A 17,962-nucleotide genomic window follows, 5' to 3' on the forward strand; every position below is an offset into this window, starting at 1 on the left:
ATTGAGGGGACACCGTGGCGAATCCGTATCTCACGCTCGGCGGCATCGCTGCGGCGGGTATCGCTGCGCTCTTCGGGTTCGTTCTCGTCCCCGGGTGGGTCGCTGACGCACAGGACGCGCAGGCCATCGGCGACCTCGGGCGCATCAAGACCGCCCAGTCCGCCGCGTACGACGTCAACGGCACCTACTACAACACCCTCGCGGGCCTGGACACCGACGGGAAGTGGGGCCTGAAGGTCACCCTCTCCAAGGGTGTGAAGCTCGCCGACCTCGACGCGGCGAGCACCGGCTGGTGCGGAACCGTCAAGTCCGAATCCGGCCGGTTCTTCGGGACCTCCAGCAAGGCCAGCCGCATCGTCCGAGGTGACACCTCCGGAGAGGTCATGGGCATCGTCTGCGCCGGCGCCGTCGCCCTCCCCGCACCTTCCATCCCGGGCGTGAGCGCATCCCAGTCCGGGACCACCGTCACGGGAAGCATCAGCACCGCCGCCGTCTGCGCGCGGGGCACCGTGCGGTACCGCATTCAGTACCGCTCGAGCACCACCGCAAACGGATCGTGGGGTGACTACACCTCCTGGTCCACCGCTCTCAAGCGGGATGTCACCGGAGCCGCCCAGGGCACCCGGTACGGTTTCCGCGCCGAAGCCATGTGTGCCCGCGGCGCACAGGAGTCGGGCGCGACCCCCTCGATGGAAGCGTCCCTGGTGACCCCCATCGCTGCGCCGTCGCCGACCATCACGCTCGACCTTGACGGCACCGACCTGACCGCCACCGCAGCTGCCTCCTGTGCCCCCGGGACGTCGGCGCGCTACGGGTTCCGTTACCGTTCGACCACCACTGAGACCGCGGGCTCGTGGAGTGGATGGAGCGCACTCGCCACCGACAAGACCTTCACCGTCTCCCCGCCCGAGTGGGGAGCGCGGTACGGGTTCGAGGTGCGCGCACGCTGCATCACCGCCCACGGGCAGTCCTCGGTGGGCACCTCCGCCGAGCGCACCATCATCGTTCCCCTCGCCCCGCCCGCCCGCCCGACGGTCACGGCGACCGAGACCGGTGGGGTCTACACGACCACCGTCAGCAACACCTGCGCCCCCGGCACCACTCCCGAGTGGAGCCAGCGCCGCGACATCCGCACCACCTCCACCGCGCTCGCCTACGGGCCGTGGGCTGGCGGTCAGACCGCCACCGGCCCACTCGGCGAGGGTGCTCGCCTCGACGTGCAGGGGCGGATCCGCTGCTCGACCGAGTTCAACACCACCGCGTGGTCGGCGGCCGCATCCGCGAACGTCATCCGCGACATCACCACTCGCCCCGCCATCACCGGGCTTGGCCGCACCCTCACGAACGACAAGGGCACTGCCACAGCGACCATCGCCGCCTGCCCCGCCGGGACCACGAAGCGCTACGAGTTCCACGAGCGCACCGGATCCGGTAGCTGGACATCGCGCGGATGGACCGACAGCACCAACCCGTCCGTCAGCCGCGCTGGCTCCCTCGCCGTCGGCCAGGGCGTCTCGTGGCAGGGCGGGTTCCGCGCCGAGTGCTACACCGCCTATCGCAACGGCGGGAACGACGGTTGGAAGGACACCACCGCCATCGTCCGCGCGATCGCCGCCCCCACCCCGAGCCTGTCGCTCGCGATGAGTGGCACGAACCTCCGCGCCACAATGACAGGCGTCACCTGCGCTGCCGGCACCACCCGCGAGGTCCAGTACCGCACCCGCAACTCCCGCAGCACCGCCCTCGGCACGTGGACCGGCTGGTCGTCCGTGCGCACCGCCCTCACCTTCGACGTCGCCAACCCCAACGCCGGCGCGAAGTACGGCGCTGAGGGACGCGCCCGCTGCATCACCCCGCTCGCAAACTCCCCATGGGGCACCACGAACGCCCCCACCCGGGTCATCGCCCTCACCGCGCCGAAGGCACCCACCGCCAAGGCCACCATCACCGGCGGCACCCGCTACACGACCGTCAGTAACAGCTGCGTCTCCGGCGTCAGCGTCCGCTATCAGCAGCGGCTGCTCGTCCGCAACGCGAACTCCGCAGTCAACTGGGGCGCGTGGCAGGCGAGCTACCGCGTGGAGGGTGGCATCAACCAGGGCTACCGCGTCGACATGCAGGGCCGCGTGCAGTGCTACACCGCGCACACCCAGACCGGGTGGTCGCCGACCGGCGCTGCGACGGCGACCCGCCCCATCACGACCACCCCGAAGCTGGCCAACGCGAAGTCCGTCATCAGCGGCTCCCGCGGCCAGGGAAGCGTCGACCTGTCGGGATGCCCTGCCGGAACGACCTACCGGATGCAGACCCACGAGACGCTGAACGGTGAAGGGTGGACCGACTACGCGTGGGCGAACTCCGCCGCCGGCCGCCGGTACTTCGACAGCAAGAAGACCGTCAACCAGGGTGCCCGCTGGCGCATGGCCTTCCACGCCCGCTGCATCACCCACTGGACCAACGGACCGGTCACGAACGTCAAGCACAGCAGCTACGCCATCCGGCCCATCACGGCCGTCCCCTCGGCGTACGCCATCGGCACCCGCAACGGCGGCGACATCTACGCGAACATCGGCGGCAGCCGCTCCTGCCCGGCGGGCACGACCTTCCGCTGGCGTTTCAACGACCGCCAGGGCTACGGCTCCTGGGGTGCTTGGTCGCACAGCACCTCCAACACCGGCTCGTGGTACTCCGGCGCCGGCAGCAAGTACGCCCGGACCGTCGCCTACGACAGCAGCGGCGAGGTGCAGGTTCACTACCTCTGCCGCAGCAACTACGACAACGGCACCGGCAAGTACTCCACCGACCGCACCTCCGTCCGACCCATCCCCGCCCCGTACAGCTTTTCCGTCAGCGGTTCGGTCAATCGCATCTGCGACAACATGGGATTCAACGGTCGCGTGAAGTGGACAGCTGCCTCCTACGCGAACAGCTACACGCTCAGCCTGTCCTGGGCCACTACATCTGGAGGCCGCGCCTCGAAGAACGTCGGATCGGTAAGCGGATTCGACCGTGGCATCAGCCATGTCGGGCCCTCTGCGATGAGCGTGCGCGCGCAGGCAACGATGGTCGCCCGGAATGGGTCGGGAACCCGCACCGTGACACAGGGTCTCAGTCAGGTCATGGGCTGCTCGCGGATCAACTAAAACAGATGGCCCCGGGGAAACCCGGGGCCATCTGTCTTAGCTGATGGACTGTCAGTCAGCCGGTCAGTCGGCAAGGACGATGTACGCGCGCATCGCCGGGCTCTTGGCGACCCACTCCTGAACCGCTGCGACGGCGGCATCCTTCGACGGGTACTCACCCAGGATGTCGCTCGCCGGCTCACCGACGAACCAGCCCTTGTCATAGCTACCCGTAGCGTCGTTCCAGCTCTGCATGTAGCTGACCGGCGCGACGAGGCGTCCCGTCGACTCCTCGATGGCCAGCTTCTGGCCCCAGGTCGCGACGGCGAGATCGTTGGGCTCCGCGTTCGAGATGCTGGGCACCGACTTCTTGATGTCCTTGACCATCGACTCCTTGACGACCTCCGGCAGCGGCTCGGCCGCCTTGACGAGGATATTCTCGCCGGAGCTGAGCTTGACGGCGAGGTCCTTGCGCATCGGCTCGATGTAGGTGCCGTTGATGGCCTTGGCGGTCGCGTCATCGACGACATCGCCGGTCTTGGCGCCAGCGGGCGTTGCCGACTCCGGCTCGGCCGGCTTCGTGGTCTCGACCGGCGCTGCCGTCTCGACAGCGGCGGGCTTGCTCGGCTCGACCGTCGGGGCCTGCGCCGGCGTGCAGCCAGCGAGGGCGATGGTGCCAGCGACGAAGATGGCGATGGCGATGTTCTTGGCTGTTGCGTTCATGGTGTGCTCCTTGTTTTCTGGGTACGTCAAAGGGAGGCCTCAGCCTCTGTAACTCCTACATGCGCGGTCCGATTTGAAATCGTGACCATCTCCCTTCGACCCCACCGTGAGACGGCGGAACGGCCCAGATCCTCCCAACCTACTGGGCTCGCGATCGCTACCCTGCGACGCGGGCATGCCGCAGGGTGATGGGCATGCCAGCGCTCCACCTCACCCGTCGCCAGAAGCTCACCGCCCTCATCGCGACGAACGCTGTGCTGCTTCTCGCGATCGTCGCCCTCGCCGCGTTCCTTGCAGGCTCGGCCACCGCCGGCGCCGACAGCAACGCGAAGCCCACCCCGACATCCAGCGCGCCCGCAGCAGATGAGACGGACGAGCAGGCAGGTGCCCGGCTCCTGGCGGAAGGGCAGGCCGCCCTCAAGGGCGGGGACCTGTTCGCCGCTGAGGAACTGTTCAGCAATGCCTACGACGCGTACGTCCGAGCGGGGGACCCCGACCGGCAGCAGAAGGCTCTGGATCTCGTGAAGAAGTCCACCGAAGGCCGAGTTCTCGACGACGGTCCCGGTGACGATTCGGAACAACCTGCGGCGAACTGAACGCATAGGCGGGGAGTCTTCCTCACTGCCCGCGTACATGGCCCCTAACAGGACCACTTCCGCCGCAGGGTGTGGGGTGTCGATTTCGAATAGGGGACCAGCGAATGGCTCATCCAATCCTTGTGATGGGAGGTATCGCGGCCGGCGTCGTCGTCGCGGCCGCGAGTGTCTTCGCTGTGCCCATGTGGATCGACAACGTCAACGATGCTCAGGCCATCGGTGACCTCACCAAGATCCGTGAAGCCCAGTCGGTCCTCTTCGACGTCAAGGGCGGCTACTCCGACAACATGGCGGACCTCAACTCCGACGTGTGGGGCGTTCACGTTCAGCTCTCCGGAGGTGTCTCGCTCGTCTCCATGGAAATCGGTTCCTCGAACTGGTGCGCGACCGTCAAGAGTGCCACCGGCAAGTACTTCGGTGCGTCAGCGAAGATCCAGTCCACCGAGGCGTTCGACACCGCCGCCGAAGCCTCCGACGCCACCTGCAACCCGCCTGCCATCGCCGGGCCCACCACCCTCGAGGTCACCGAAGTCGGTGACGAGCTCCGCATTATCAGCAGCGACGCCGTGTGCGAGATGGGCTTCGGTGAGTACCGCTTCCGTGAGCGCTACTCCACGACTACCAGCATCGCCACCTGGGGTGCGTACGGCGCGTGGACCAGTGGAGCTGCCGTCATCAAGAGCGACCACGTCCCCGGCGCTCGCTACGGGTTCCAGGTCGAAGCGCGCTGCGCGGTCGGCACGAAGAAGTCGAAGACGGTCACCTCCGACGAGGCCGAGTTCCTCACGAGCATCGCCGCCCCGACGACTCCGACCACCACGGTCACAGCAGACAGCACCACGGTCAGCATCAACGCCGCAGCCACCGTCTGCGACCCGGGCACCACCGCCAGCTACCGCATGCGGTACCGCTTCGCGACCTCCGGCTCGGGCAGCTACCTCACCGGCTCGTTCGGATCCGGCCGCGCGTGGACGGTGACCCCCATCACCCGCGGGGCACGCTACGGCGCGGTTGTCGACATCCGCTGCTCCAACGCACTGACCGTCTCGCCCATCATCACCACCCCCGAAGCGACGACCGTTACCGCTATCCCCGTCACGACGATCCCTGACGTCACCATCGCGATGAACGGTTCGGACGCGGTCGCCACGGCATCGGCCATCACCTGCCAGCCGGGGGAGACCCGCCAGTACCGTTTCCAGTGGCGTTCGACGTTCAAGTCGACCGTTCCGGGCACGTGGAGTGCGTTCACCAGCTGGGGGACCGCATCCCAGGACACCCTCACCGGCGTCACGGAAGGAACGCGCGTCAGCTCCATCGCGGAAGCTCGGTGCTCCACCGCGCACACCTCCTCGCCGGGCGCAGCTTCCGCCGAAGCTGTCGTCATCAGCCCCATCTCCGACCCGTCCGTCCCCGACCTCACGATGTCGCAGACGGGCACGACCGTCCGCGCCACCGTCGCGAAGGTTTGCGCTTCGCCGACCACCCAGCAGTACTCGTTCCGCGCTCGCGACACCTCCGGTGGCAGCACCAGCGCGTGGAGCGCGTGGGACGACTGGAGCGCCACCGCGTACCGCGAGGTCACCAGCGCGGCCGCCGGCGTCCGGTACGGCTTCTACGCGCGCATCAAGTGCGTCACCCCGTTCGCGGAGTCGACAACGGCGACCACTGCCGCCGACTCTGCCCTCGTGCCGATCGCAACGCCCACCGCCCCGACCGCGGCGATCCGCCCGTCGGGTGACAACATCATCATCACCTCCACAGCCATCACCTGCGAGCCGGGCACCACCGCGCAGTACCGCTTCCGCTACCGCTACACGACGACCTCCTCCGCAGGTGCGTGGGGCGCCTGGGAGAGCTGGGGGACCACCCGGACGGCCACGATCCCCGCCACTCGCGGAGCGCTGTACGGCGGCAACGTGTACGCCCAGTGCGCCACGTTCGCCACGACCTCCGACATCGCCAGCTCCGACGAGGTGACCACCGACACTCCCATCGCGGCACCCGGCGCGCTGACGGCCAACGTCACCATGTCCGGCACCAGCCTCCGCACCGCTGCCACCGGCGCCACCTGCGAGCCGGGTGAGACCCTGCAGCACCGCTTCCACTACCGGAGCTCCACCAAGACCTCCGACCTCGGAACATGGGGCAGCTACGGCAGCTGGGTTCCCACCAGCGCCATGCTCGTCTCAAGCGTCGCCGAAGGTCACCGCTGGGGTGGCCAGGTGCAGGCCCGCTGCACGACGTACCGAGTCGACGGTGCGGTCACCACCTCCGACGAAGACTCCACCATCAGCCCCATCGCTGCCCCCGACGCCCCGAACCTCGTCGTCGGGATGAGCAGTGGCAACGTCCGCGCCACCGCCGGCATCGCCTGCGCGTCGCCGCTGTCGAACGAGTGGTCGTTCCGCTCGCGGAAGACCAAGACCGACGTCGACGGCACCTGGAGCGGATGGGACGCATGGGACAGCGTCCGCACCCGCGACTTCACTGAGCCGAACCCGGGTGTGAAGTACGAGTACCAGGCGCAGACGCGCTGCTCGACCCCGTACGCCACCTCGCCGGTCACCGCCACCGCGACCGACTACGTCATCGCACCCATCGCCGCACCGGCGGCGGCCCCGTCGGTTGTCCTCAGCATCTCGGGTGGCGACATCACGGGAACCTCCACCGTCGTCACCTGTGAGACCGGCACCCGCGCTGAGTACCGCATCCGTGCCCGCAGCCAGCTCACCGCCACCGTCGGCGGCTACGGCGCGTGGGACGCGTTCAACACGACCCGCAGCCGCGCGTATGCCGCCGGCCAGGGCCGCGAGTTCAACATGCAGGCCGAGGCACGGTGCGCTACCGACATCGCCGCCTCCTCGGGGCTGGTGTCCGACGAGGCCGCGAAGGTCGTCCCCATCGACGCTCCGGCGGCGCCGGCCGTCTCCTCCACCGTGTCCAGCCCGAACGTCCGGGGCACCTCCAGCGTCGTGGCCTGCCCGTCGGGTACGACCGCTGAGTACCAGACGCGCCTGCGCGGCACGTTCAACGCGACCATCGACGCGTCCACGTTCACCGCATGGGACACTGCTTCGGCAACCCGCACCCGCGACCACGGCGGTGAGCAGGGCAAGCTGTATGAGTTCCAGTCGCAGGCCCGGTGCACCAGCTACTACACGGACTCCCCGTGGACGCTGTCGGCACTGACAGCCGCAGCGAAGGTCGTCTTCCCGATCGCCACCCCGGCGGCCCCCACCATCACTCAGCCGAGCGCCACCGCGGAGACGACCACCTGGTCGATCGCTGACAAGTGCCCAGCGAACACGGACCCCCGCTTCGAGCGTCGCTGGCACATGGATGACGGCGCCGGCTGGCGTGCCTGGAACGGACTGTACGCCAGCGGCGACTGGACTCAGTACACCGCCTCGGAGGGCTACGAATACTCCGGTCAGGCACGCTACCTCTGCAAGACCGTCCACGACACCAGCGAGCTGTCCGCCATCAGCTCGACCATCAAGGCGCTGCGAAACGTGAAGGCACCGACCGCGTTCTCGTGGCGGTACCTCAAGAACAGCACCGGCTTCCAGATCGACCACCCCACCGGTGGTAACTGCGGACCGGGCACTGTCGCGAAGGACGCATGGTCGGACTTCTCGCTCTACACCGGCTCGACCACCGTGCCTCGCGCGCTGCGCCTGGACGGTGACCTGTGGAACAACGGCAACGACTCCAACTCGACCATCATCTCCAACTGGACGAACGAGAAGAACCCGGGACTGGGAACCTCCTTCTTCAAGGGATACCCGGGCACCTGGCAGAACCCGATCTCCGGATCTGCGTGGACCAACGGCAGCCAGCACAAGGGGTTCACCATCGCCAAGGCGAAGATGTACCAGGTCCGCAAGTGCGTGAACCCGGACACCGACCGCGAGAAGATCGGCGGCCACGACTTCAGCCCGATGTACTCGCCGAACGTGAAGATCAACTGATGCGCCCCACCGCCCGCCGGGCTTGGGTCATCGCCCTCAGCGTCACCTGCGTCGTCCTCGCAGGAGCGCTGGGGGTGGTGACCGTCGGCGTCGTTACGAAGCTGACCGCTGACGCCCCCTCCGCAGCCGCGACTCCCACCCCGACTCCCACGCTGGCCCTGGAGCCGGGGGAGCAGGCCGCGAACGATGCGGTAGCGCTCCATGCTCGCGCCAGCGAGGCACTGACCGCGGGGCTGTACTCCGAGGCGACCCGTCTCGCAAAGGGCGCCCGGGCGCTCTACCTCGAGGCGGGGGATGAAGGCTCCGCCGGAGCCGCAGGCCAGCTCCTCGACGAGATCGAACGCGCCCGGACCGCACCCGTCGGTGACCTCGGTCAGTCCGGCAGCAGCGGCTTCTAACCGGCGCGCATAGGCGAGGCGCTACCCCGAGGTGGGTGGCTCATCACCTGCCCCAAGGAGCTCGCCCGTGTCCGACATGCTGGAACAGCACCGGAAGACCCGCACCCGCAACCGCCGCCTGACCGCCGCCGGTGTCACCGCCGTCATCGTCATCGCTGGCGCTCTCGCTGCACCCCCGGTGTTCGACGCGCTCCGCTACCAGTCGCTCCTCAACGAACATGGCGAGCGGTACGGAGCCATCGACGGAGCCTCCGGCGCCGTGACAGAGGAGCAGAAGGCGTACGAGAAGCTGGCAGGCGAGGCCTTCGATGGGGATGCCGCGATCGGTGAGTTCATCGCCGCCATCGACCCGAAGCTCCTCATCGACACCGACGCGCTCGACAAGCTCAAGAAGCTGCGGACCACCATCCGTGAGGATGCCGGCATCCACCAGCGTGACCCGCGCGTGAACCGGCTCTCCCTCTTCGATACCGCACCCGCACCGCGGACGCCGGCGAGGACGAACCCGACCACGGTGGGAGGGTTGGATGCAGCGATCGCGAAGTCCAAGTCGGTCGCTGAGGACTACGAAGCGGGCGCCGACCTCATCACAGAGCGCTCCGAAAAGCTCGACCAGTCCATGCGCACTGCGGCGTCCCTCAAAGAGTCCGTCCTCGCTGACGCCGCAGAGTACGGGCTGTCCGACGCGATCAACGGGTACGGCGAGGCCGACCAGCTCGTGAAGATGCAGTACGCCGACGCTATCGAGGACCTGGGGGACAAGAGCGCCGACGCCATCACCCGGTTCAGGGGGTTCCAGAAGGCCCTCGCCGCGCTCGCGAAGTCGCACGACGATGTCGTCGCGGCTGAGAAAGCCGAGGAGGAGCGCAAGAAGGCGGAAGAGGCCGCGAAGAAGGCTGAGGACGAACGCCGCGCTCAGGAGCTCGTCGAGCTCGAAGAGGCACGTAAGGCCGCGGCGGATGCAGTCGAGCAGGCTCGCGCGGAAGCGGAAGCTGCTCGCGAAGCGAAAGAGGAAGCTGAACGTGCAAAGGCAGAAGCCGAGGCCGCGCTCCGCGACAATGCGGAGCAGGAGCAGTCCCCGGGAATGACGCCGAGCCCGACTCCGACTAATCCTTCGCCGCAGGGATAAACGCCGATTCGTGGATGTTGGGCACGTCTAATAGAGTTGGGCTCATGGCAAAGCAGAGCATTACCGTGGACGACATCGACGGCACCCAGGACGCGAAGACAATCGAGTTCGCGTTCGACGGCGACAGCTACGAAATTGACCTCGCAGCGCACAACGTCAACAAGCTTCACGATGCTCTCGCCCCGTTCATCGAAGCTGCACGCAAGCAGCCGAAGACGAAGGGCGCTCGGCCGGCTCGTAGCCGGAACACCGAGAGCAAGGACGTCCGTGAGTGGGCCGCGAAGAACGGTCACGACGTGCCCGCGCGCGGTCGCATCCCCCAGAGCGTGATGGACGCGTACAACGCACGCTGAACGACTTTCCGAGAGCCCGAAGCTGCCCCTGCGCGGTTATCACAGGGGCAGCTTCGGGCTCTTCTTCGTGAAGACGTCGCACCCGCCCTTCGCGCCGAAGGGTTGACAGGGACAGAGCGGACATTTCGCATCCCGAACCGTACCCATTTCGCTCAGATCGGCATTCAGTCCTCGACGTCCAGCCTGTGGGACCTTGTCCGATTCACTGCGAATGTCTCTGTCATCTCTCGCGATAGTTGGGGCGTCGTAAAGAAGACTGAGATGTGGCTCCCGAAACAGCCATCCCCGAACGGGCGATATGCGGTCCGTGGACTCGCCCAGTGGAAACAGAGAGCACCGAAACTCGCCAGCGGGAGTGACGACTGGTGGGAAATCGGCCACCACGGACATGAGCGCGCACGGGTCGCCGCGTCGGTCATCGACGTGCTCACCCAGTACGCGTCGCCGGCAATACGGGAGCGTCCGCCGCGTACATGAGCGGTATGACCGACATCAACACCGCGGCTGAGGCCGCACGCGAAGACCACCGCGACCGCTCCAACGGCCAGTTCGGCCAGCAGCACCACACCGCACCGGAAGCCACGATCGCCGTGCGCCCGCGACCTGTCGTCCTCACCGGCCGCTACACGCCCTCGACGGTGGCGCCGGTTCCGTACCCGACCGATATCCCTCCCGGGGGCGAGGTAGAGGTCGACATCGAAGACATGAACGGGCGGGCGTTTGTTTCCATCACCTTCGGTCCCGAGGCAACCGGCGGCGAAGAGGTCCGCATCTCGCTTGGCGGCTCGGCTCAGAACGACGACCGCTGGAACACCCTGAACGAGCTCGACTTCGGAGAGTACGCGTTCGATGCGGCGACCGATGACGCAGTCCTCGAATACCTCGAGGCCGTGCGTTCCGCAGTGGACGATGAGGTCGAGCGCGCGAAGTACGCCGTCCTGAACAAGGAAGTCCTCGGCGACATTGCTGCTCGCACCACGACGGCGCCGGAGCCGACCGACCACTCCGATGAAGCTACGGAGGCTCTTGCCGCAAAGAAGGGCGAGACGCTCGTCAACCTCTTCGGTCACGAGGACGAGGAGCTCATCAGCAACGCCGCCGACGCCATCGCGGACATCGTCCGCTTCTACGCCTCCAAGGGCGGCGACGTCGATGAGCTGTGGGCCAAGGCGGAACTGTACGCACGCACGGAGGAAGAGGACGCCGCCATCAACGGCGTTGCGCGCGAGCTGGACTGGTGGGTCGACGGTCATTGCATCTCCGCTACGACGGCAGATGCGGCGCGCGCCGCGGTGCGGGCTGGCTACGGTCACGAGGCCGAGGAGGTTCGCCGCTGGACTGCCGAGGACCAGGCCGAGCTCGACGAGAACGACGAGTACTGACCGACGCCTGACCTGAGGGCCCCGCTTCGGCGGGGCCTTCGTCGTTGGCGCATAGGGCGTGCATGCCCACGCCCAAGCCCGCGCGCCTGCTCCCGTCCTACAACGGCTCGAAGTCCCGGTGGGTCCACCGCCTCGAGCACCTCCGCGGACGCAACATCGTCGAGCTGTTCGCCGGTACCGCAGCCGTGTCCATGAGCTTCGCTGACCGGGCGCTCCTCGTGGAGCTCGACCCGCAGGTCGCGACGATCGCGTCCCGCTACGACGAGCTCATCGTCCCCGAGGTCTTCACCCGCGACGACTACTACGCCCACCGGGGTGACCCGGAATGGTGGCGGTACGCGTACTGCCTGTCCGCGATGGCGTTCAGTGGCCTGTTCCGCTACTCCGAGAAGGGGTTCAACGCGACCCACAAGGGCGGCGGTGAGGGCAAGCCCGGCACCAGCCCCGCGCACGAGGCCATGCGGCTGCAGGAGGACTACCAGCGCTCCCTCGCCCGGTGGCGTGAGCTCGCGCCCACCATCGTCCACGGCTCGTACGCCGACATCACTGACGAGCAGATCGCGGCGGTGGGCGAGCGGCCCGTCGTCATCCTCGACCCGCCCTACGAGGGCACCATCACCCCGTACAACCAGAAGAACGGCCAGTTCGACTACGACGCCTACTGGGCTCGGGTTCGGGAGCTCGCCGCGCGCTTCGACGTCATCATCTTCGACACCGCCGCCAACATCGAGCGCGCGGGGTACACCGTCCACGGCACCCGCACCATGCTCATGAACGCTGCCCGCCGCCCCGGCACCGAAGCCATCTCCTTCCTCACCGACGGAGCGAAGCCCACCGGCGACACCGCGGCCCTCGGGTTCACCCTCAGCTGACCAGGGCGCATAGGGGAGCCGTCCCGTCCCTCTCACAGAACGGACTCGAATGAGTCTCTCCCTCGAAAAGGTCGCGCAGGAAGCGCCGGCCCTCCTCTCCCTCGCAAAGCACGCACAGGAAGCCATCGCCAAGCGCAACTTCACCGGCCAGACCGCGAAGGGAGCCCTGGTGCTCGACTTCTCCGGCTCGATGTCCGGCCAGTACCGCAACGGTTCCGTGCAGCGCCTGGCCGAGAAGGCTCTCGCTTTCGCCACCCAGTTCGACGACGACGGCGCCATCGACATCTTCGTCTTCGACAGCTCTGCGAAGTACCTCGGCGAGCTCGGCCTCGCCGACTACCAGGGCGGCATCGACCGCCTCACCCGCGGCCGCCGCATGGGCACCACTGACTACGCCGGCGCGTTCCGTGCCGTCGCCGACCACTACGGGTACGGCAACATCACGGCGCCCGCCGGTGAGAAGCGTGGCCTGTTCGGCTTCGGCAAGAAGACCGTCGACACCGTCTCGCCGCTGCCGGCACCCGCCAGCGAGCCGGTGTACGCGCTGTTTCTCACCGATGGTGTCCCCGACAACCCCGCCGCGGCCGTCAAGGCCATCACGGACGTGTCGTACGCGCCCATCTTCTGGCAGTTCCTCTCGATCGGTCGGGAGTCCATCCCGTTCCTCGAGAAGCTCGATGACCTCGACGGTCGCTACATCGACAACGCGGACTACAAGCCGGTCGGTGACGTGGACCGTCTCAGCGACGAGCAGCTGTTCGAGCTGATGCTCGACGAGTACCCCGGCTGGGTCGCCGAAGAGCGTCGCCGCGGCCAGATCCGCTGACACGCACTCATGAGATGAGGCCGGGCACCTGCCCGGCCTCATCGTCGTTCCAGGACGTTCCTCTTGAGGCTGGTCACGGCGCCACCTGCCGGCCGCGCATGGAAGGACCATGACGAAGAGCGAGCGCGAGCTACCCCGAGGACCGAAGGTCACCTGCCGTGAGTGCAAGACGCATGTCCACTACTTCCTCGCGGACGCCACGTCCCGGCAGGGTGGCGGCACCTACCGCCGCGGCGGGCGCTTCTACCGTGGGCATACCTGCGTCGGCTGCGTCGAGAGCGCACTGATTCACGCGATGACCCGCGACGGACGCCTTGATACCTCGCGCACCTCGAACCGGTGGAGCGTCAGCAGTCTCCTCCGCGCCCTCACGGCCTTCATCTACCGCGAGGTCACCGACCTCGACGAGGGCCGCTGGCGCGCGCGGTACCACCGCGACGACCTCCCCTTCGAGGAGTTCTGGACCGCGCTCAACGCCTCGATCGCTGACCAGCGGGCCGAGAATCAGCAGGCTGCCGAGCGCGCCCGCATCACGATCCGTGCCATCCTCGCCGAGGAGGACGACGCGTGAGCCGCAAGATCGTCTGCCGCGACTGCGGCGACCGCGTCCTCGAGACCAGCACCATCTCCATCCTGCGAAGTGGCGGCGGGAACTATCGCCGCGCTGGGCGACGCTATTGGGGGCAGACCTGCGCCGACTGCATCGAGCTGACCCTCTGCTACGTCCGCATCCGGAACGGCGTCGAGCTCGACACAGGGGTGACCGAGTCTCGCTACGACGTCAGCAGCCTCCTCCATGCGCTTGCCGCCCTCATCAAGTACGGCGAGAGCGACCTCAACGAGGACCGTTGGCGCGAGAGGTACGCGCCCGCCGCGCAGGAGTGGAAGACGTTCGAGCAGTGGTGGCCGGCGCTCCTGAACTCGCTCGAGAAGTGGGCCACGCGACTGCCCGCTTACGCCGAGGTCCAGAACGCGATCGACGCTGCCCGTGCTCGGTTCGGCGGAGCAGCATGACCCAGTGCCGGTACTGCCTCCTGAACCGTGCGCATGGCGGGCGCCTCCGCAGCAGGGGAGGGGCCGCGTTCGTCCGCCGTGACGGGCGGACGACGCACCGCAAGGCGCGGACGTACCGCGGCTTCGTGTGCGCGGAGTGCGTCCAGCGCCTTGTCATGCTCATGGGCGAGGAGAGGGACGGCGCCCTCTACGCGCACGGCGGTGTCAGCATCCCCCGCTACGACGCCGATGACATCGTCGCTGTCCTCACCCGGCTCGTCGCTGATGGCCTCGTGGGCCTCGACGAGGGCCGCTGGCGACAGCAGTACGTCGTGGCCCCCACTGTCCCAGGCGTCTCCTTCGACGAGTGGTTCCCGAAGCTCCTCCGCGCCATCGAGCGTCACGCGAACGTCGCGGCCTGACCTGCTCGCGCATAGAGGGCACCATGTCCTCTTCGCACGCGCTCGTCATCATCGGGGGCGGCCCCGCCGCGCTCACCGCCGCCATCTACGCCGCCCGCGCCGGTCACACCCCGGTCGTCTACGTCGGTACCGCCCAGCCCGGCGGTGACCTGACCACGACCACGGAGGTCGACAACTTCCCCGGCTTCCCCGAAGGCATCCAGGGCCCCGAGCTCATCGAGAACATGATGGCCCAGGCCGCCCGCTTCGGCGCCGTGCTCGAGTTCGCTGACGTCACCGCCATCGACGTTGAGGGGCAGGCCATCACCGTGGACGGCGTCTACGAGGTCTCCTACGACGCGGTCATCGTCACCACCGGCAGCGAACACCGCAAGCTCGGACTCGCCCAGGAAGCGGAGCTCACCGGCTCGGGTGTCTCCTACTGCGCGACCTGCGACGGCGTGTTCTTCAAGGACGAGAACGTCGCCGTCGTCGGGGGAGGGGACTCCGCGATGGAGGAGGCCATCTTCCTCGCCAAGCACGCTGCGAAGGTCACCGTCCTCGTCCGCGGCGCGACCCTCCGCGCCTCCAAGGCCATGGCCGCGCGGGCAGAGCAGACCCCGAACATCGAGATTCTCTACAGCGTCGTCCCCATCGAGCTCGTCGCACCCGCAGGCCGCCTCGAAGCAGTCCGGTTCGAGAGCGCAGAGCACGACCACCCCGAGTGGCTGGACGTCACCGGCCTGTTCGTCGCCATCGGTAGCGACCCCCGCACCGACCTCATCCGTGGGCAGGTGTCGCTCACTGAACATGGCACTATCGCCACTCTCGGGCGCTCGGCACGCGTACCGAGCGATCAGCATCGCACCCCCGGGTTCTTCGCCGCCGGCGACGTCATCGACCACTCCTACCGGCAGGCCATCACCGCTGCTGGATCCGGCGCCGTCGCAGGCATCGAAGCGGCCGAGTACCTCGACGAGCTCTCCGAAGCATCACGCTGAGCGCGCCCGGTCGCCTCGTACATGAGAGGCATGACCGACATCGCCTGGAACGCTGACGCCCACCCCCGCGAGTCCGCCGGCCGCTTCGCCGTCAAGGAGCAGAGCGCTCCCGAGGCGACCCTCGCCGAAGCCACCCCGTGGCATCTCCGGGCGTTGGATGACCTCGCGCCTCGCAGCGAGCAGGACAACCCGCTCATGGCCGCGTTCCGACAGAACGAAGCTGAGTGGGGAGACACGGCCGCGGCCTGGGCCGACGCGATCGAACGCGTCAGCGACGACCCCGAGTCAGCCATCAACGACCCCGAGGTCTACAAGCAGGTCATCGACATCATCGGCACCCCGCACGGTCACGGCGACGTTGTCCACTGGGGTGAGCGCACCCGCGCGTGGAGCGAACACGCGATCGAGGCCCTCCGCGAGCAGGCTCGCATCGACCACCAGGTCGCCGGCGTCGAGAGCGACATGTGCGGCACGTGCGGTGACTTCGGTTGCGACTGCGACGTCCAGCTCACCCTCGGCCGCGCCTGAGTTCACCGCGCGCGACCTGACCGCGCATGGAGTCGGTGACCACCCCCGACGAAGGGCCCACCATGTTCCGCAGCAGCGACCACCGAGGTAACCCCGCCATCCCCGTCAACGCCGCCATCGTCGGCTACCGTCTCGTCCCCGACATGCCCATCCCGGACGCGTTGCAGGTGTTCGCCGAGTCCGAGGAGATCAACGAGTTCGCCGCGAGCGTCCGCCGGCACCCCGCCTGGAACCCCGCGTTGGAGAACGACCCCCGCTGGGCGCCCGACCCGGAGTGGACCACCCCGGAGATCCGCTTCGCCCGCGAGGTACTCATCCGCGCCCTCCGCGCGTACGGCCCACAGGACCTCTCCGGCCTCACCCACCTTCGCGACGACGGGCGCCGCGAAGTCGCCGACCACCCCGACGCCAACGACCTGTACTGCCCCATCGACGAGTGGTGCATCCTCGACGCCGACCACCACGGAGAGTGCAACGGCGACCGCCAGATGTGGATGGGAGCCGGAGAGCTCTACCCGACACCCGCGCTCGCACACGCCTGAGCCTGACGGTGGTGCATGTCGCGGCTACCCGCCGCGCATGGGAGAGGGGAACCACACCGCTCCTGAAAGGATCACGTCATGCCCGCCAAGCCCGCACCCCGTTTCCACGTCGGCCAGGAAGTCTTCGTCTTCGAGGGCTACAAGATGGAGCGTCGGTCGAATCTGACACTCGAGGACGCCCAGCGGTACACCGTCATCAAGGTCACGCGCGAGTCAGCCATCATCGAGCGACACGGCAAGGAGATGCGCTTCGACATCGTCACCGGCGTCGAGCGCCGCCGTGCAACCGCCATCGGAAGCCCCGACCAGATGTACAACGAGGAGACCTGGGTGGAGCGGCTCGAGCGTCAGGCCATCTTGGCGCGGTTGTCGACCCTTGGGTTCGAGAACCACTACGGCCGTCTGCGTGACTACTCGACCGCCGCGCTCCGGAAGGTTGCCGAGATCCTCGACGCGGACCGCGACGCCTAACTGAGAAGTGCGCCTCGCAGCCACACTCTGGGCAGGCGGAGGTCCGGCCAGATGCCGTCAATCTCGATGTCCCTGATGATGGCTTCGTACTGGGCGTCTGTCCCGTGCGTGCTGATCGAGTCCGCCACTAGGTGAGCAGTGTCCTCGTTCCCCTCGACGATCGCGCGAGCGAGCCCAGGTCGGGACACGAGTTGGCCCACGAACGTCGAATGGAAGTCCTGGTCGCCGGCATCCGCGGCGTGTATCGCGTTTCGTAGCTCCCCCACGGTCGACTGCGAGTTCTTGACGGCCTGGTAAGCCAGCGCCTTCCACAGTCCGGAGGTGCTCCACGGGTTTGCGGCTGACGGAAGATGGGGAGTCGTCACGTCGGCCAACCTAGCGACCGCCGCGTACATGACGAGCATGACCATCTCTGATGCCGCCGCGACCCGTGAGGCCCACCGTACCGACCTGGGTCAGTTCGGCTCTCACGACCACTCCGAGCCCGAGCTCGCACTCGAACCCGACGGTGAGACCCGCGAGCAGGCCGAGGACCGCGGCATCTCGGATGCTCGCGCGCTCCGCACCCCGAGCCCCGGCTACTACGCCGACGAGTACATGGCCGGCTACGAGTCCGAGCTCATGGACCTCGGCGACAGCTGGGCCTGACCC

The 17,962-nt window shown here is 67.9% G+C and carries 19 protein-coding genes and 1 pseudogene; 18 read left to right on the forward strand and 2 right to left on the reverse strand.

Annotated elements, in window-relative coordinates:
• The first annotated feature begins 14 nt into the window (after positions 1 to 14).
• Positions 15 to 3,143: a hypothetical protein gene (locus BLR68_RS14965; RefSeq protein WP_020411039.1), complete on the forward strand. Its 3,129-nt coding sequence runs from the start codon at positions 15 to 17 to the stop codon at positions 3,141 to 3,143.
• 63 nt (positions 3,144 to 3,206) lie between these two features.
• On the opposite strand, the gene BLR68_RS14970 is transcribed toward BLR68_RS14965, so the two are convergent.
• Positions 3,207 to 3,845 carry a hypothetical protein gene (locus BLR68_RS14970; protein ID WP_018185866.1) on the reverse strand — a complete coding sequence of 213 codons (639 nt, stop codon included), beginning with the start codon at positions 3,843 to 3,845 and terminating at the stop codon, positions 3,207 to 3,209.
• 194 nt (positions 3,846 to 4,039) lie between these two features.
• Here BLR68_RS14970 and BLR68_RS14975 point away from each other — a divergent pair, with 194 nt between their 5' ends.
• The 16 genes and pseudogenes from BLR68_RS14975 (at position 4,040) to BLR68_RS15045 (ending at position 17,311) form a co-directional block, all read left to right on the forward strand.
• Positions 4,040 to 4,441, forward strand: a complete 402-nt coding sequence (locus BLR68_RS14975) for a hypothetical protein (RefSeq protein ID WP_143015786.1) — start codon at positions 4,040 to 4,042, stop codon at positions 4,439 to 4,441.
• A 125-nt stretch (positions 4,442 to 4,566) separates the two neighbouring features.
• Positions 4,567 to 8,415, forward strand: coding sequence for a hypothetical protein (locus tag BLR68_RS14980; RefSeq protein ID WP_020411040.1), 3,849 nt, complete (start codon positions 4,567 to 4,569; stop codon positions 8,413 to 8,415).
• Positions 8,415 to 8,813, forward strand: coding sequence for a hypothetical protein (locus BLR68_RS14985; RefSeq protein ID WP_018185868.1), 399 nt, complete (start codon positions 8,415 to 8,417; stop codon positions 8,811 to 8,813). Before BLR68_RS14980 ends, BLR68_RS14985 begins: the two co-directional genes overlap by 1 nt.
• A 67-nt stretch (positions 8,814 to 8,880) precedes the next feature.
• Positions 8,881 to 9,942: a hypothetical protein gene (locus BLR68_RS14990; protein ID WP_018185869.1), complete on the forward strand. Its 1,062-nt coding sequence runs from the start codon at positions 8,881 to 8,883 to the stop codon at positions 9,940 to 9,942.
• Positions 9,943 to 9,986: 44 nt separating this feature from the next.
• Complete coding sequence (locus tag BLR68_RS14995) at positions 9,987 to 10,295, forward strand: histone-like nucleoid-structuring protein Lsr2 (protein ID WP_018185870.1); 309 nt, start codon at positions 9,987 to 9,989, stop codon at positions 10,293 to 10,295.
• Positions 10,296 to 10,382: 87 nt separating this feature from the next.
• Positions 10,383 to 10,772 (forward strand): annotated as a pseudogene (locus BLR68_RS18300) (DUF4304 domain-containing protein); the annotation flags it as partial.
• A 5-nt stretch (positions 10,773 to 10,777) separates the two neighbouring features.
• Positions 10,778 to 11,677: a hypothetical protein gene (locus BLR68_RS15000; RefSeq protein ID WP_018185871.1), complete on the forward strand. Its 900-nt coding sequence runs from the start codon at positions 10,778 to 10,780 to the stop codon at positions 11,675 to 11,677.
• A 62-nt stretch (positions 11,678 to 11,739) separates the two neighbouring features.
• Complete coding sequence (locus tag BLR68_RS15005) at positions 11,740 to 12,549, forward strand: DNA adenine methylase (protein ID WP_018185872.1); 810 nt, start codon at positions 11,740 to 11,742, stop codon at positions 12,547 to 12,549.
• A 49-nt stretch (positions 12,550 to 12,598) separates the two neighbouring features.
• Entirely contained in the window at positions 12,599 to 13,375 is a 777-nt protein-coding gene (locus BLR68_RS15010) for a VWA domain-containing protein (RefSeq protein WP_018185873.1), read from the forward strand.
• A gap of 109 nt (positions 13,376 to 13,484) precedes the next feature.
• Positions 13,485 to 13,946 (forward strand): hypothetical protein, encoded by a 462-nt coding sequence (locus tag BLR68_RS15015; RefSeq protein WP_018185874.1) that lies wholly within the window; start codon positions 13,485 to 13,487, stop codon positions 13,944 to 13,946.
• Positions 13,943 to 14,389 carry a hypothetical protein gene (locus BLR68_RS15020; protein ID WP_018185875.1) on the forward strand — a complete coding sequence of 149 codons (447 nt, stop codon included), beginning with the start codon at positions 13,943 to 13,945 and terminating at the stop codon, positions 14,387 to 14,389. Before BLR68_RS15015 ends, BLR68_RS15020 begins: the two co-directional genes overlap by 4 nt.
• Entirely contained in the window at positions 14,386 to 14,790 is a 405-nt protein-coding gene (locus tag BLR68_RS15025; RefSeq protein WP_018185876.1) for a hypothetical protein, read from the forward strand. Before BLR68_RS15020 ends, BLR68_RS15025 begins: the two co-directional genes overlap by 4 nt.
• A 23-nt stretch (positions 14,791 to 14,813) precedes the next feature.
• Complete coding sequence (locus BLR68_RS15030; protein WP_018185877.1) at positions 14,814 to 15,770, forward strand: NAD(P)/FAD-dependent oxidoreductase; 957 nt, start codon at positions 14,814 to 14,816, stop codon at positions 15,768 to 15,770.
• A 30-nt stretch (positions 15,771 to 15,800) separates the two neighbouring features.
• On the forward strand, positions 15,801 to 16,298 hold the full coding sequence (locus tag BLR68_RS15035; protein ID WP_018185878.1) for a hypothetical protein: 498 nt from the start codon (positions 15,801 to 15,803) through the stop codon (positions 16,296 to 16,298).
• A gap of 35 nt (positions 16,299 to 16,333) precedes the next feature.
• On the forward strand, positions 16,334 to 16,840 hold the full coding sequence (locus BLR68_RS15040; RefSeq protein ID WP_155904696.1) for a hypothetical protein: 507 nt from the start codon (positions 16,334 to 16,336) through the stop codon (positions 16,838 to 16,840).
• A gap of 78 nt (positions 16,841 to 16,918) precedes the next feature.
• Positions 16,919 to 17,311 (forward strand): beta barrel domain-containing protein, encoded by a 393-nt coding sequence (locus tag BLR68_RS15045; protein WP_018185880.1) that lies wholly within the window; start codon positions 16,919 to 16,921, stop codon positions 17,309 to 17,311.
• Here BLR68_RS15045 and BLR68_RS15050 read toward each other — a convergent pair.
• Positions 17,308 to 17,715: a hypothetical protein gene (locus BLR68_RS15050; RefSeq protein WP_091362312.1), complete on the reverse strand. Its 408-nt coding sequence runs from the start codon at positions 17,713 to 17,715 to the stop codon at positions 17,308 to 17,310. The genes BLR68_RS15045 and BLR68_RS15050 overlap by 4 nt on opposite strands.
• On the opposite strand from BLR68_RS15050, the gene BLR68_RS15055 reads away from it, so the two are divergent.
• Positions 17,714 to 17,959: a hypothetical protein gene (locus tag BLR68_RS15055; protein ID WP_018185882.1), complete on the forward strand. Its 246-nt coding sequence runs from the start codon at positions 17,714 to 17,716 to the stop codon at positions 17,957 to 17,959. The two genes, BLR68_RS15050 and BLR68_RS15055, sit on opposite strands and share 2 nt — an antisense overlap.
• Positions 17,960 to 17,962: the final 3 nt, after the last annotated feature.

This window comes from Microbacterium sp. 77mftsu3.1, assembly GCF_900100525.1.
In the GTDB taxonomy this organism is placed as follows: Bacteria; Actinomycetota; Actinomycetes; order Actinomycetales; family Microbacteriaceae; genus Microbacterium; species Microbacterium aquilitoris.

Coding starts and splice junctions, on each gene's coding strand:
- BLR68_RS14970 (WP_018185866.1), bottom strand. CDS start 3,845: ATGAACGCAACAGCCAAGAACATCGCCATCGCCATCTTCGTCGCTGGC.
- BLR68_RS14975 (WP_143015786.1), top strand. CDS start 4,040: ATGCCAGCGCTCCACCTCACCCGTCGCCAGAAGCTCACCGCCCTCATC.
- BLR68_RS14980 (WP_020411040.1), top strand. CDS start 4,567: ATGGGAGGTATCGCGGCCGGCGTCGTCGTCGCGGCCGCGAGTGTCTTC.
- BLR68_RS14985 (WP_018185868.1), top strand. CDS start 8,415: ATGCGCCCCACCGCCCGCCGGGCTTGGGTCATCGCCCTCAGCGTCACC.
- BLR68_RS14995 (WP_018185870.1), top strand. CDS start 9,987: ATGGCAAAGCAGAGCATTACCGTGGACGACATCGACGGCACCCAGGAC.
- BLR68_RS15000 (WP_018185871.1), top strand. CDS start 10,778: ATGACCGACATCAACACCGCGGCTGAGGCCGCACGCGAAGACCACCGC.
- BLR68_RS15005 (WP_018185872.1), top strand. CDS start 11,740: ATGCCCACGCCCAAGCCCGCGCGCCTGCTCCCGTCCTACAACGGCTCG.
- BLR68_RS15010 (WP_018185873.1), top strand. CDS start 12,599: ATGAGTCTCTCCCTCGAAAAGGTCGCGCAGGAAGCGCCGGCCCTCCTC.
- BLR68_RS15015 (WP_018185874.1), top strand. CDS start 13,485: ATGACGAAGAGCGAGCGCGAGCTACCCCGAGGACCGAAGGTCACCTGC.
- BLR68_RS15025 (WP_018185876.1), top strand. CDS start 14,386: ATGACCCAGTGCCGGTACTGCCTCCTGAACCGTGCGCATGGCGGGCGC.
- BLR68_RS15030 (WP_018185877.1), top strand. CDS start 14,814: ATGTCCTCTTCGCACGCGCTCGTCATCATCGGGGGCGGCCCCGCCGCG.
- BLR68_RS15035 (WP_018185878.1), top strand. CDS start 15,801: ATGACCGACATCGCCTGGAACGCTGACGCCCACCCCCGCGAGTCCGCC.
- BLR68_RS15045 (WP_018185880.1), top strand. CDS start 16,919: ATGCCCGCCAAGCCCGCACCCCGTTTCCACGTCGGCCAGGAAGTCTTC.
- BLR68_RS15055 (WP_018185882.1), top strand. CDS start 17,714: ATGACCATCTCTGATGCCGCCGCGACCCGTGAGGCCCACCGTACCGAC.
- BLR68_RS15050 (WP_091362312.1), bottom strand. CDS start 17,715: ATGCTCGTCATGTACGCGGCGGTCGCTAGGTTGGCCGACGTGACGACT.